Origin of the sequence: Bacillus sp. AFS018417, assembly GCF_002560985.1 — a bacterium.
Classification (GTDB): Bacteria; Bacillota; Bacilli; order Bacillales; family Bacillaceae_G; genus Bacillus_A; species Bacillus_A rhizoplanae.
This window is the reverse complement of record NZ_NTTM01000044.1, coordinates 45,100-60,002: the sequence shown is the minus strand read 5'-3', so window position 1 is coordinate 60,002 and position 14,903 is coordinate 45,100. Positions and strand designations below refer to the sequence as shown.

13 protein-coding genes are annotated in these 14,903 nt (G+C 34.6%); 12 read left to right on the top strand and 1 reads right to left on the bottom strand.

Features of this window, described 5'->3' with window-relative positions; genetic code table 11:
* Positions 1-73 precede the first annotated feature (73 nt).
* The 6 genes from CN326_RS17705 (at position 74) to CN326_RS17680 (ending at position 5,296) form a co-directional block, all read left to right on the top strand.
* Complete coding sequence (locus CN326_RS17705) at positions 74-769, top strand: glycosyltransferase family 2 protein (protein WP_098310292.1); 696 nt, start codon at positions 74-76, stop codon at positions 767-769.
* Positions 770-1,269: 500 nt separating this feature from the next.
* Positions 1,270-1,800 carry a hypothetical protein gene (locus tag CN326_RS17700; protein ID WP_098310291.1) on the top strand — a complete coding sequence of 177 codons (531 nt, stop codon included), beginning with the start codon at positions 1,270-1,272 and terminating at the stop codon, positions 1,798-1,800.
* A gap of 11 nt (positions 1,801-1,811) precedes the next feature.
* Positions 1,812-2,486 (top strand): response regulator transcription factor, encoded by a 675-nt coding sequence (locus tag CN326_RS17695; RefSeq protein ID WP_098310290.1) that lies wholly within the window; start codon positions 1,812-1,814, stop codon positions 2,484-2,486.
* Positions 2,483-3,901, top strand: a complete 1,419-nt coding sequence (locus CN326_RS17690; RefSeq protein ID WP_098310289.1) for a HAMP domain-containing histidine kinase — start codon at positions 2,483-2,485, stop codon at positions 3,899-3,901. The genes CN326_RS17695 and CN326_RS17690 overlap by 4 nt, the downstream gene beginning before the upstream one ends.
* 187 nt (positions 3,902-4,088) lie before the next feature.
* Entirely contained in the window at positions 4,089-4,688 is a 600-nt protein-coding gene (locus CN326_RS17685) for an undecaprenyl-diphosphatase (RefSeq protein WP_098310288.1), read from the top strand.
* A gap of 101 nt (positions 4,689-4,789) precedes the next feature.
* Positions 4,790-5,296 carry a DUF3189 family protein gene (locus CN326_RS17680; protein ID WP_098310287.1) on the top strand — a complete coding sequence of 169 codons (507 nt, stop codon included), beginning with the start codon at positions 4,790-4,792 and terminating at the stop codon, positions 5,294-5,296.
* A 46-nt stretch (positions 5,297-5,342) separates the two neighbouring features.
* Here the strand turns inward: CN326_RS17680 and CN326_RS17675 are convergent, their stop codons facing one another.
* Positions 5,343-6,047: a hypothetical protein gene (locus tag CN326_RS17675; protein WP_098310286.1), complete on the bottom strand. Its 705-nt coding sequence runs from the start codon at positions 6,045-6,047 to the stop codon at positions 5,343-5,345.
* A 725-nt stretch (positions 6,048-6,772) separates the two neighbouring features.
* Between CN326_RS17675 and CN326_RS17665 the strand changes: the two genes are divergently transcribed.
* The 6 genes from CN326_RS17665 to CN326_RS17640 all read left to right on the top strand — a co-directional run bounded on the left by CN326_RS17665 (position 6,773) and on the right by CN326_RS17640 (position 14,889).
* On the top strand, positions 6,773-7,996 hold the full coding sequence (locus CN326_RS17665; RefSeq protein ID WP_098310284.1) for an MFS transporter: 1,224 nt from the start codon (positions 6,773-6,775) through the stop codon (positions 7,994-7,996).
* Between the two features lie 174 nt (positions 7,997-8,170).
* Positions 8,171-8,602 carry a GNAT family N-acetyltransferase gene (locus tag CN326_RS17660; RefSeq protein ID WP_098310283.1) on the top strand — a complete coding sequence of 144 codons (432 nt, stop codon included), beginning with the start codon at positions 8,171-8,173 and terminating at the stop codon, positions 8,600-8,602.
* 346 nt (positions 8,603-8,948) lie between these two features.
* Positions 8,949-9,209, top strand: a complete 261-nt coding sequence (locus tag CN326_RS17655; RefSeq protein WP_098310282.1) for a heterocycloanthracin/sonorensin family bacteriocin — start codon at positions 8,949-8,951, stop codon at positions 9,207-9,209.
* A gap of 187 nt (positions 9,210-9,396) precedes the next feature.
* Positions 9,397-11,355 carry a putative thiazole-containing bacteriocin maturation protein gene (locus CN326_RS17650; protein WP_098310281.1) on the top strand — a complete coding sequence of 653 codons (1,959 nt, stop codon included), beginning with the start codon at positions 9,397-9,399 and terminating at the stop codon, positions 11,353-11,355.
* Positions 11,352-13,295 (top strand): TOMM precursor leader peptide-binding protein, encoded by a 1,944-nt coding sequence (locus CN326_RS17645; RefSeq protein ID WP_098310280.1) that lies wholly within the window; start codon positions 11,352-11,354, stop codon positions 13,293-13,295. The genes CN326_RS17650 and CN326_RS17645 overlap by 4 nt, the downstream gene beginning before the upstream one ends.
* A gap of 22 nt (positions 13,296-13,317) precedes the next feature.
* Positions 13,318-14,889 carry a SagB family peptide dehydrogenase gene (locus tag CN326_RS17640; RefSeq protein WP_098310279.1) on the top strand — a complete coding sequence of 524 codons (1,572 nt, stop codon included), beginning with the start codon at positions 13,318-13,320 and terminating at the stop codon, positions 14,887-14,889.
* Positions 14,890-14,903 lie beyond the last annotated feature (14 nt).

The following is a 14,903-nucleotide window of genomic DNA, read 5'->3' as shown; positions in this document are numbered from 1 at the left end:
CAAAGTTTTAATCGTTATTTTATACACTTTCTTTGTCTAAGTTATCTATATTATGTTAGGAGTGGGAACGTAAATGGTTTCAATTATTACTTGTACAATAAGAGAGGAGTATATAGAGAACGTTTTCAGAAACTATGAACAGCAAGTATGGAGAGATAAAGAATTAATTATTATTTTAAATAAGGATACTATGGATCTAAATAAATGGAAAAAAAAGGCTTTTAGTTATCATAATATCCGTGTGTATCAACTACATGAACAGGCAACTTTAGGCGATTGTTTAAATTTTGGAGTAGAAAAATCTAAATATAATCATATAGCCAAATTTGATGATGATGATTACTATGGTCCATATTATTTAGCTCATGCAATGCCCGAATTTAAAAATACAGAAATTTCTGTTTTAGGAAAAAGCTCTTATTATGTTTATTTTAAGAATAAAAAAGCTTTGATGTTAGTATCAAATACAGAAAAAGCCTTTACTGATTCTGTAGCAGGAGCTACTCTAATCTTTAAAAAAGAAGTATTCAAAAAAGTTCAATTTGAAAAAGTAAATAGAGCTGAAGATTATTTTTTTATAGACAGCTGTAAAAAGAATGGTTTTAAAATCTATTCTACTGATAAACATAATTTTGCTGTCGTACGCCATGATACGGAGAAACACACATGGAAATTATCTGACGAAGATTTTATGCAGTGGGGGGAAATGATCGCTAATACAGATGATTTCCGATCATTTGTTGAACGTTCTAAATTTCCATATAAATAGTCTTTAGGGAGAATGGTATGATTCCTATTATAAATCTAATAATAAAAACATAGAGATTTCTTCATCTCTATGTTTTTACTTTTGACTCTGTTAAACGATAGATAATGTTAATAATTTAGCAAAAACGAGAGATTTAAACCTTCCTTGCTAAGCTAACTTGTCAGTTAATTTAACAAGAAATGCAACAACACTATTTAACAGAGCATTATTTTAAAACAACTTACTTATAAATTTTCAACAACTACAAAGTAACTAACATATATGGTCTCAAGTTTATAAATGTGCTTTATCTAGACATCAAGTTAAATGAAATTCCAATAAAGTGAAACGTCTATTTGGAAAAGACAAACAGAAATTTTCTTATTTCTATATCTACTTTAAAAATCGATTATCCACTTTCTCATTTAATTTTAATCTTTCTTTCATGGTCTTTTCTTTTTTTGTGGTTAAAATATAAATCAACAATTACTTTACATAATCACAGGGAGAAGGGAATGAAAATGTCAAGAAGTCTATTCAATCAAATTTTTCATTTATCTATAAAAATTATAGGGTCTTGTATTATTGCATTTAGTGTTACAATGTTAGTGTTGGATTTCATGGTAGGAGATCGAATAGTATTAAAAGGACTGAATAAAAATCTTGGTTCTTTTGCAGAATATGGAGCGATTGCAGCAGGTTCTTTATGGTTATTTCGTAATATTTGGTTATATTTTCATAAAAGAAAAATAACGGTTGCAAAATACACAAAAGAACTTTACATGTTATTAAAGCAATATCATACGTTTATCGGATATGCAGTTTTTTCAGTTGCTACTTGTCATGGTATATATTTTTTAATGGTAGGCAGCAGTCATATGATTCGGATTTATAGTGGAATTTTCACCTTGATAGGATTAGTTCTTGTTGCGATAGCAGGGATTCTATTACACAAACTAAAAAATAAGAAAAAATATATAACGTATCGAAAAGCTCATCAAATTGTTGCCATTTTATTTGGAATTGGATTACTCATTCACCTTGCCGTATAGGAGTGATAGTATTGCAACGTATTTTAATTATCGAAGATGAAGAAAGTTTAGCAGAATTTTTAGAGTTAGAACTAAAATATGAAGGATATGCAGTAGATGTTGTGTATGATGGACGAAAAGGATTAGAAACCGCTCTTAATCATAATTATGACATCATTCTTCTTGATTTAATGCTTCCTAATCTGAACGGGATAGAAGTATGCCGTCGATTGCGTGCAACAAAAGAAACACCTATTATTATGCTAACAGCTCGTGATAGCATCATGGATCGTGTAACCGGATTAGATAGCGGTGCAGATGATTATTTACCAAAACCTTTTGCCATCGAAGAATTATTAGCAAGAATGCGTGTAATTTTGAGACGAAATCAAAAAGAAGAACATAAAAATAAACTCCTTTTAAGATTTAAAGATTTAGAGCTCGATGTAGAATCTCGAACTTTGCACAAAATAGAAGAGATCATTGAATTAACAAATAAAGAATTCGAGTTGCTTATGATGTTTATGAAAAATATTAATCGTGTATTGACGAGAGATATGCTTTTGGAGCAAGTCTGGGGATACAATGCAGTGGTAGAGACAAATATAGTAGACGTATATGTTCGTTATTTACGTAATAAATTGAGTAGCCAAGACAAGGAAGATTACATTCAAACTGTCAGAGGCGTAGGGTATGTGATGCGATGATGAAGCAATTAAAAAAACACATCCGAAATCTTCCTATAAAATGGAAATTAACACTATGGTCAAGTGCATTATTATTTATCTTGTTCTTTTTATATAATATTTTACAGTTTGTTATCATTGACCATTGGACGCTAAATTATGAAAAAAAACAAATTGATAGGCAAGTAAAAGAAATAGAAGCCTATTTCAATAACGAGAATACAAATCACACAGCAAATACGATTGAAAATAGCAAAGAGTTTCTTGCAAGTATAAATGATAAAAATCAAATGATTCGAATTTTGGATGCAAAAGGAAAAGCGCTTGTCACTGTTTCACGCGACTTTAATCCGAACTGGGTTGTTCCAAAGAATGTCGATCAATCAGAAACTTCTATGACAAGGCATCTTGAAGATAAGGTACTTGTGCAGCGTATGCCTATTACAACACGTACATTCACTGGCACAATTGAAGTTGGGCAAAATTTCGAAGCTTTCGATCATTTAATGAAGCTGATTTTTCTTGTTATGGTAGCTGCTGGTATCGGCGGATTATTACTTAGCTTTTTAGGCGGTACAATTCTTGCAAAGCAACTTTTATTAAGTGTTCAAGCTATTACAGATACGATGAACAAAATTAAGACAAATGGTTTAAAAGAAAGAGTGCCGATTCACGAAAATAACGATGAATTTGCCAAGCTTGGATTACTTTTTAATGAGCTGATGGACAATTTAGAAACTTCCTTCATGCAACAAAAACAATTTGTTGAAGATGCATCCCATGAATTACGCACACCACTTGCGATTATACAAGGACATCTCTCTATGTTAAATCGTTGGGGAAAAGACGATCCTGATGTCTTGCAAAAATCTCTGAATTCGAGTTTAAAAGAAGTGGATCGTCTCAATAAGCTTGTATCAGAGTTATTAGAATTATCCCGAGCAGAATCAGAACAAATATATCCTGCTGCAGCCGAGCCTGTACATGTAAATTCAGTAATAGAACAAGTCACACAAAATTTTGAATTGTTGCATGCTGACTTTCAATTCGCTAGACAGCTACATGCGAATCAGGCATATGTCTCTATTCCTTCTTCTTATCTCGAACAAATTTTAGTCATCATACTAGATAATGCTATAAAATATACAAAAGAACATGAAAAATACATTTGTTTGCAAAGTAAGGTAGAAGAAGATAAAATTAAAATCACCATTGCAGATCATGGTGTCGGAATACCTGAATCTGACCTACCATATGTACTCAATCGTTTTTATCGAGTCGATAAAGCAAGAAGCCGGAAACAAGGTGGCAATGGATTAGGACTTTCCATTGCCAAGCGTCTTACAGAAAAATACAATGGACGCATCATGATAGACAGCAAAGAACAAGAAGGAACAAAGGTTACTTTATCGTTTTATTGTGTAAAAAATATATAACAAAAGCGGAAGATATCGTATATATCTTCCGCTTTTGTTATTAGGAACTAGCATAGGAATTTTTAAGATACAAAAGAAAAATGAGAAAAAGATGAGAAAAATTTAAAGAGTATTTCATATAGCTCGTGTATACTGTGTAAATCAACAATAATTGATAACATGTTTAATTAATTAAGGAGAGGCTGATATGAATTACACAATATTTCACTGGATCAATAGTTGGGCAGGATCGTCTGCTTTTCTAGATAAAGGGATGATATTCATTACAAAGAGCGCACCCTATATTGCAATTATTTTCATGCTTTCTTTATGGTTTAGCAACAAACAAAAAGAAGCCGCTATTCGTAAGCAATATACAGCTTTGTATACGGTTCTTTCTCTTGGTATAGCATTACTTTTAAATGCTGTGATTCACTTAGTATATTATCATCCACGACCATTTATCACATACCATGTACACCAATTAGTACCACACGCTAATGATTCTTCGTTTGTAAGTGATCATGCTGTACTTGTATTTTCTATCGCATTTACAATGCTTTTACGTGGAGAAGCTTGGAGAAATATAGCTTTACTTTGGGCTATATTGGTCGGGATTTCACGTATATATGTTGGTGTCCATTACCCAGCAGATATTATAGGAGGAGCCATTTTATCTTTCGTAACAAGCGCTTTAGTCATCAAATATACAAGTAAAATAGAACCTTTGGCACATCTATTGTTTCAAATTTACGCTAAAATAACAAAACGAATTCCGTTGTTATCTAAGTATAATCACACAACTTGAAGTGTTCACCGCCTATCAATATAATATGTCCTATTTGTAGATTAGAATACAGATAAATGGTGATAATAGTAATACTGTACATCAATTTAAAGGATGATATTATGATTTATATCTATACGGACTATGGCGGAACACATACAACTTCACTAGCAGCAGCGTACCATCTGAAAAAGTTACCGACTGATCGAAAACTTACAAAAGATGAAATATTAAACGTTGATTATTTTAATAAATTAAAAACCTCTGATATGGGGAAAATCATTTTTCATGGACGCGATGAAAATGGAGATCCTGTTTATACGGTTGGCCACGGTGCATCTAAAGTTGTCGTTCCAGCTTTAAAAAATTTAAGTGTACTATTACAAGATAAATATCAAAACCATGAAAAAATTGTGTTCTCTAATACATCACCAACTGTTCCAATCGCTATGACATTTGGTGGTTTATTTTCAAGAAGATTAAAAATCGATTTTATTGGTGTACCATTATTAGTTTTCGGCGCAAAACAAGCCTGTAATAATATTATCAGGCTTGTAGAATATACGAAACAAGCCGGAAGACTAACAAATGAAGATGTTGTGATATTAGAAAATGAAAACTTTAAATAGTTTATAACAAAAAGGATGGCTAACAACATATTAGCCACCCTTTTTACTATAATATCTCAACTTTTTTTCGAATCACAATCTTGTCAATGTCCTCTTCTTCATCACCAACATATAAACCACGTTCTTTCAAATACATCTCAAAATACAAATCAGCTTCAGCACGCTCATCGTAGGGCTTCACTGATAAAACAAATCCCATTTTATGTTGTTCTTCCAATTCAACCGTAGAAATATAGGCGGGGATTTTATTACGTAAAAATAACTCTTTAACTGGAATAATCATGTCTTTCATTAACTTTGATAAAAGATTCATTTCAAATTCAAAATTAAAGCGATCAATGCTAGATAAATCTGCAAAAACAACCCCAATAAAACCAGTATTAAAAATTTCTTGGTAATCTTCCTCTTCTATCTTTCCATTGTAAAAATTCTTTTCAATTAAGTAATTTTTAAAATAAGCAACGCCTTCAGACTCTTTAAAAGGTTTCGTAGAAAGAACGAAACCGATTTTCTTTTGTTTATGTAAATACACGCATGATAAGTAAGCAGCAACATTATGTTCAGCAAAAAGAGAACTTGTTGCTTGTACAAGACCATCTAATACATGATGTGCAATATGTAGTCGTTTACGGGAAAAATAATATGATTTTTTTTGTAATTCCAATGTATCGATAAACACAGAGCCAATAAAGCCTGTATTTGAAATGGTAGGAGTATGCTTTTTTCTTCCTCTGCGTTTATTTTGAGCCAATGTAATCCATCCTTCCTAATACCTATCCGATAGGGGAGAGGGAGTATAAAACGAACATTTGTTCTTATATTAATATTGTACTATTTACTGGTTAAAAAGTAAATGTTTAATCTTTAAAAATAAAGTGAAACTTCCATCAGTGGGGGTTTTTTCCCACTGATGGAAAGCTCTCACCAATCGGGCTTTTACGGGCAGTTATCCCCACCTATCTTGAATCTTGAGATGGGGGTCTTACTGCCCGTTAATGCGGGATAAATAAAAAGATGCCTCAAAAAGGCATCTAAATTAAGAAAAGGGGCGAGTAATCACCCCTTATGAATAATGTATATTTATATTAAGAAATAGAGACAATTTCTTCTGCATCTTCGACGTCTAAATGACAATCCATTGTACGTACATCTTGATCTTCATGGCTTCCAAAATAAATAGTAATTTTCATATGTATCGCTCCTTTATTTTAGGAATACCTAAAATAATCATTTATTGATTTCTATTATATACCACTTTACATATTCGTACAATCTTACCAATATTAAAAAAGAGTTTATTTAATATTAAGAATATTGATATAATAAAGTTATCTATATTGAAGGAGGAATTAACATGCAAAAAACACTAAAACCATTTTCAAATGAAGGAAGAGGAGTGAATATCAACTAACGTAAGATAACACTCCTACTTCCAAAATCATCATAAAAAACGAATGGTAGAAAGTAGGAGAACAATTGAAGAAACAAACTATCGCGTCACATAACATTGGAATTTTATTTTGGGTACAGTTTTTTGGAACGATAAGTTTTTTGCAGCCGGTAATGACACTTTTTTATATGGAGAGAGGCTTAACAGCAGCAAATATATTTGTTGTACTCATGTGTTGGAGTGGGGCCGTACTTGTTGGAGAATTGCCAACAGGTATTTTTGCTGATAGGTTCGGTGCAAAGTTGTCATTTTTAACAGGATCTATCATAAAAACGATTAGTATTTCTATCTTATTATTTGTAGATAATCTATGGCTATTTTGTCTATATAGTTTATTGAACGGTTTTTCGGTTACATTTTTCTCTGGCGCAGACGAAGCATTAATTTATGAGTCATTAAAGGAAACAAATGAACATCATTTAATGGATAAAGCCATGGGGAAGATCCAATCAGCAGGCTTTATTTCAATGTTAATCGCTGTAATCTTCGGTTCGTATTTCGCTAAAGATTTACGCGAAGAACAATTTACACTTTTAATTGTACTCGGAATATTATTTCATCTGATAGAACTTGTTTTATTACTTTTTATTAAAAGCCCAAAGAAACTGTCATCTTACCGAGAAGAGTCTTTTTCACAAGTAATCGAAGGAATAAAGGTTATTCGTGAAGCACCACAATTACTCGTTATGTTTTTAAATGTCTCTCTTGTATTCATTCCGGCAAGTGCAGTTTATGATACATTTAACCAACCATTGTTCACGAATGCAGGCCTTCCTGTATTTGCAATTGGTATTATGTATGCTTTAGCTGCCATCCTTGGATACTTTTCTTCAATATCAATCGGATGGCTTACTAGCAAATTCTCACGTATAGTTTTAATGAATGCAACAGGTGGTTTAGCTGTTTTAGGACTGCTTTTATCAACGTTTTATGGAAATACACTGTGGGTCGTATTAGGAGCGTTCTTTATTTTACGGTTTGTACGTGCCATTCGATATCCGATTTATTCGCAGCTTAGTAATGACATTATTCCATCCCATGTACGAGCAACAACGATTTCGTTACTATCTATTCTAGATTCGATATTAGATCTTGCTATTTTCGGAACACTATCATTTTTAGCCGTTAATGCATTACCATTTGTCTTTGCTGGCTGCGCATGTATTGCATGTATCGGAACGTTTTTACCGATTAATGGTGTTAAAGCAGGCGTTGAAATACATCATTCAACGAATCGAAATGTAGAGTAAAAAATACCCCACAAGTTTTCAATAAACTTGTGGGGCTGTAAAAAATAAGGAAAAACAATTATTTTATCCCATTTTCGGGGGAAGTAAGATCCCATAAAATCTCGATTTGGCGAGCTTTCCATTAGTGGGGAACCACTGATGGAAGTTTTATTTTATATCAAGGAGGGAAAGAAAATGTTAAATATACAAAAAGCTAACCTAGATGATATGCAATGGGTTAATTTTCAATATAAAAAGGCTAACTTTGTACCGTCACATTTAGACAATGAAGAGATTGGAATTGCATATTTAAATGGCCAAAAAGCCGGCTTAGGAAGGCTAGTAAAAATTGATAAAAATAACTTTGAAATAGGTGGAATATATACGTTAGAAGACTATAGAGGAAAGAAAATTTCTGATAGTATCGTTGCATTTCTTATTAAAGAAGCTCGGAAACTTCAAATTCAAAATGTATATTGCATTCCATATGAACATTTACAACCTTTTTATAGTAAACATGGATTTAAAGAAGTAGTAGATTTAGCTGCGGTTCCTAAACAAATTATAGATAAATATAATTGGTGCTTAAAGCAATATGATATAAAAACATTGTTAATGAAATTATAGACTTGAGAACACACATAAGCTGTGTTTTTTTGTTTTTCGAAAAAGTACGGACAAGGAAAACATATTTATTCCTTCATAATCTCTCTCTAATATTCCAAACGATTTGCTGTATACTTGTTTCTCGATATTGATATATTTATATTCCTTATTTTATCTCAGGAATTTTTTATATTCACACTCTTAGAATTATTTTTACATAACCCTAAATTAGGCATTTGAACAAGTTACAATACCTAATTATAGGTCATACTTTGTTGAAGAGTGCATTCACAATAATCTATCGTCTTACTTATTGCGGGACGTATCTTTATTATGGCTTGCTAATTATTTACACGGGGGTTATGAAATGAATAATTTTCAACATGAATTACAAGCGTTAAATCTGAATGATTATCAAACTGGAAATGTCGTATACTGGGATAGCCAAATTCCTTCTCCATACTATATTGATGAGGACTATACTCGTCGTTGCGGAGGATGTGGCCGTTGCGGAGGATGTGGCCGTTGCGGAGGATTCGGTCGTTGCGGAGGATTTGGATGCTTTGGATGCTTTGGATGCGGTGGATGCGGTGGTTGCTTCGGATGCTCGTTGTTCTGGTTTATTTAATACTGATTTGTTAACGGAAATTTTACTTCAAGAAAAGTGTTGCCACATGATTTTTGTTGTAGAAACACTTTTCTTGAACCGTTCTTCACTTTTCCATTTGACATAAGAAAAAATAGGATACATAAAATTGTTATGACGGAAGTTATCACGCTCATTCAAGAACAATGAACAGAGAAGGAGGAGTACAATGACAAAATTAAACGCTTCTACACGTTTAAAAATGAAAAGAGATACTTTTTTTCTCTCTGATCCAAAAGGAGAAGTGTATTTTAGAAATAATGCCAGTTCATTCCGAATGGAAGGGACGTCTATCAACCAATGGATTGAAAAACTGATACCAATGTTCAATGGAGAATACACATTAGGAAATTTGACAGATGGCTTATCTGAGCCATATCAAAAGCGAGTATTTGAAATAGCAGAAATACTGTACCAAAATGAATTTGTAACAGATATAAGTCAAGATCATCCACACCAATTGCCAGAAAATATTCTTAAAAAATACGAATCTCAGATCGAATTTTTAGATAACTTCGGTGTTTCGGGTGCATATCGTTTTCAATCTTATCGCCAAACTGAAGTATTAGTTGTCGGCTCTGGTTCTTTTTTTGTTTCTCTTATTTCCGCATTACTTGAATCCGGGTTACCGAAATTCCATATGATGATTACTGATCCAGTATCAACCAATCAAAGACGAATAAAAGAATTAATAGAACATGCCCAAAAAACAGACCCCGAGGTAAAAGTCGAAGAAATTTTTCCACAAAAAGAAAATATTTTAAAAAAAGTTTTGCAACCATTTCAAACAATTTTGTATGTATCACAAGGAGAAGACATAGCGAAATTAAGAATTCTCCATGCCATTTGTAAAGAAGAAAAAAAAATATTCATCCCTGCCATATATATGCAAGGAGTCGGATTAGCTGGGCCACTCGTACACCCAGAAAATGATGCTTGCTGGGAATCAGCTTGGCGACGTATACACAAGTCTGCATTTTCTAAAACTTCTCAAGAACACACTTTTTCTTCTACAACAGAAGCAATGTTAGCAAATGTAATTGTATTTGAACTATTCAAAAGGGTTACAGATGTAACAAAACCTACGCAAACGAATCAATTTTTCCTCTTAAATTCGGAAACGTTAGAAGGAAACTGGCATTCATTTCTACCGCATCCCTTAGCAACTGAAAAAATGGAAATTAAATGGATCAAAGATTTTAATACGAGAATCAAACAGAACGCAAATAAAAATGAATTGAATGAGTCTACTCTGGACTTAAATTACCTTGTATCAAAGGAAGCAGGGATTTTTCATATTTGGGAAGCTGGGGACTTAAAACAACTGCCATTGGCTCAATGTCGTATTCAAACAGTTGATCCGCTGTCGGAAGGACCGGCTGAATTATTACCAGATATGATTTGTACAGGGTTAACACATATGGAAGCAAGATACGAAGCTGGATTAGCTGGAGTCGAGACTTATATGTCACAAATGGCTAGCTTACTTGTTTCAAAACTTCCCGAACATCAACAAATAAAGAACGGCATGATAGATTCTCAGGAATTTGTAGGCATTGGAGCAGGAAAAACAATTCCAGAATGTGTTTTACGAGGATTACAAAAGTGTTTAAATAAAGAATTCTATAAGAGACAGCAGCGCCAAAATATTGCCGTTTCTCGAATAGAGTTAGATGTCATAGACGATGAGCGCTGTCGCTTTTATTTGCAAGCACTTACCACTCTGCAAGGAACACCTACAATTGCATTTGGAGAAGCCATTTTCGATTTCCCTGTTATATGGGTCGGCACGAATAATCGTTGGTACGGTAGTGTAGGATTCGATATAACAATAGCACTACGAAATGCATTACAGCAGGCACTTTTGGAAGCGCAAAATTGTGATGGCTGTCTTACATCACAAGCATTAGAGTCTTCATCAGTTTTATTACCAGATAAAACGCCATTACATTTTGTTATTTCTTCTTCCGAAGACAAGACACACTTAGAAATATTACAATCTGCTGAACAGACACTAAAACAGAACGGAAAACGGCTCTGCGTATTTGAAATAACGCTAGAAGAAGTCTGGAAGGAGGAATTGGCAGGAATATTTGGAGTATTATTGGGAGAGGAGGAATCCCGGTGAGCGCTTCCATTTTAATTATCGGAGAGGGACTATTGGCAAATCACGTATATGAAGAATTATCTGTCCAATATGAAGTAAATCAACACACTGACTTTGATCTAAAAATACCCGCAACAACTGATTTAATTCTCGTATTACACGATACTTGGAATCCTTCTTTTCATAAAGAAGCAGAAAGTATACTTCAATCAACGAATATTCCTTGGCTGCGAGCCTTCGTTTCATTCGGAGAAGGAATAATCGGTCCACTAGTTCGGCCTGGCACACCAGGATGTTCCCAATGTGCAGATATACGCCGTACTTTCGCAGGAAATGATTCTAAAGAGATGTGGAAGATATTGCAGAGCCTAACAACAAAAAAGGAAATACCCCGAGACACATGGGCATCAAGGAATGGATTATTACAGATGACGCATATTTTGCTAGAAGAAGTGCGGTGCATTTTACAAGATGATCATGCACGATTAGAAGGACACATGTTTTTCGTTAATTTACAAACATTGAAAAGCTCATATCATTTTTTTCTACCTCATCCTTTATGTTCAAATTGTAGTCAAATGCGTAATGATTCATCAAATTTAGCCGAGATTTCATTACAATCAAGCCCAAAGATTAACATAAATGATTATCGTTGTCGTTCAATCTCTGAACTGAGTAACGTATTAGCCAAGGATTATCTAGATTATGAAACTGGGTTTTTAAATGATAAAATGTATAACCTTACACCTCCATTTGCCGAGGTAACTGTAAATCTTCCGTTTCTCTTTGGAAATGAAGTAACAGCTGGCCGTACCCATTCATATGCAGCGAGTGAATTAACCGCTATTTTAGAAGGATTAGAACGATATTGCGGTCTAGAACCTCGAGGGAAACGTACAGTTATTCAGGACACATTCCGCAATTTAGCTCATCAAGCACTTAATCCCCTTGAAGTGGGTGTACATGCAAGAGAACAATATATGCAGCCTAATTTTCCATTTAAACCGTTTCATCCAGATCGTCCAATGAATTGGGTATGGGGTTATTCATTTTTGCAAGAACGTCCAATTTTAGTTCCAGAACTACTTGCTTATTATAGTTTAGGCGGTAGAGATGGTTTTGTTTATGAGACTTCCAATGGTTGCGCATTGGGTGGCAGTTTAGAGGAAGCGATTTTTTATGGCATTTTGGAAGTGATTGAGCGCGATTCATTTTTGCTAACTTGGTATGCTCAGCTTCCTCTCCCGCGTCTTGATCTTTCTTCTGTCAATGATCAAGAGTTGCAGTTAATGGTCGAACGAGTGCATGCAGTAGGGGGATATGATATACATTTATTTAACTCGACCATGGAGCACGGAATTCCAAGCGTCTGGGCACTAGCAAAAAACAGAAAGGAGAAGGGAATAAATATTATCTGTGCAGCTGGAGCTCATTTAGATCCGGTACGGGCAACGAAAAGTGCAATATATGAATTAGCTGGCATGATGTTAACGCTTGATAAGGAATTTGAGGCGAATCGCAAGAAATATGTACAGATGTTCCATAATCCTTCCCTCGTGAAGCAAATGCCTGACCATCCTATGGTATGCGGTTTGCCAGAAGCGGAAGAACGGTTTCAGTTTTTGCTAGATGAGAATTGCCCGTTACAAACATTTACCGAGGCATTCAAACAGAAAACAAGACATGCGGATTTGACAGATGATTTAAGAGAAATGCTTCAGATGTTGCACCAGTTAAATTTCGATGTGATTGTAGTAGATCAGACAACACCAGAAATAATGCGAAATGGATTACATTGTGTGAAAGTACTCATCCCAGGAATGTTGCCAATGACATTTGGGCACCATCTTACGCGCTTAACAGGTCTAGAGAGAGTATTACGGGTACCAATGGAAATTGGGTATACGAAGCAAGCGCTAACGTTTGAACAACTCAATCCACATCCGCATCCGTTTGCGTAAGCGATGATTAGGAGGGAGAAGGATGGGTTTAGAGACATTTTTGAACAATTTACATTTTAATACCGACGAATCAGCATCTTCGACTTGGGAAGTGGATTGGGAAGACGGTCCACTTTCATATAAGCTTTATCGGGACTTACCGGGAATTCCATTATCTTCAGAAGTAACACTGTCACTTGAAAATCTCGAAGTATCAACAGAACCTAATCTTCGCGAAATCGGTCACTTTCTCTGGTACGTATTTGGGATTACTCAATTCTGTCAGTCAACCTTACCAACACCAGAAATAAATTTTATGCAGTCGTATCGGAGATTTGTTCCCTCGGGCGGAGGCTTATATCCAAATGAATTGTATATATATTTAAAGACAGAAAATGTGCCTGTTGGAATTTATCACTATGATGTAGCGCACCACCGCTTAGTGTTATTAAGAGAAGGTCATTTTGATTCATATGTAACGCGGGCACTTGGGAATAGTTGTGACATATCCACTTGTTTTGGTGTTGTTTTTGTATCGACAATGTTTTGGAAAAATTTCTTTAAATACCATAACTTTTCTTATCGTCTGCAAGGATTGGATGCAGGCGTGTTAATCGGACAATTGCTAGAAGTAGCAAACCGATTTCAGTTCACATCAAGCGTGCATTTTCAATTTCTAGACCGGGCCATCAATCATTTACTTGGGTTATCCGAAAAAGAGGAGAGTGCGTATGCAGTTATCCCTCTATCGGTAAATTCTATAACCCCACAGTTTAATAATGATGATGATGCTACGAATAAAGAAGTCTCTGCTACTCAATTATGCGAAGAATTACCAGTTATTCATCATAATCACTATGTCCGATCACGAAAGATTGCAGAGTATCCGATGCTGATTCAAATGAATGAAGCATCTATGCTTGAATCTACACAATCGTTTCAAAAAATCAAGAGTGAAACGAATAAAATGCGTGATGGTCAAGCGTTAGTTCTTCCCCGTATAAAGCGAATGTCGTACGACTTAGCATCAGCGTGCCAAAATCGATTTTCACCGGAAATGGATTTTACTTTTAGGAAAATGAGTCAAGAACAATTGACTAAGTTATTATATGAAGCAACTGCTTCCTTTGCCTATCAAAACGATTTGGATACAAAGCACGAAGAACTCGCATCCCGTGTTTCCCTATACGTATGTTTATTTGGTGTTGAAGGTATCCAAAGCGGCGCTTATCATTATGATAATAATGCTCATACATTACGACAAGTACATCTTGGAGATCATCGACTCTTATTGCAAAGCGGGATGACATTTCACAATGTGAATTTATTCCAAGTACCACTTTGTATACATGTAGTAGGGGATAGAACTCATCTCAAAACAGCACTTGGCTATAGAGGATATCGCATTCAACAGATGGAAGCAGGCATCCTTGTACAAAAATTATTGTTAGCAGCTTCTGCCCTGGGGCTAGGAGGACACCCGCTTCTTGGATTCGATGCCAACTTATGTGATGAAATTTACAAGCTAGGTTCAGAAGAAAAAACGAGCCTAATCCAGATCCCAATTGGTTTCCATCGTCAACGTCCTTGGTTGAAAGGGAGTTTGCATAGTTAAATAGTTATAAATTA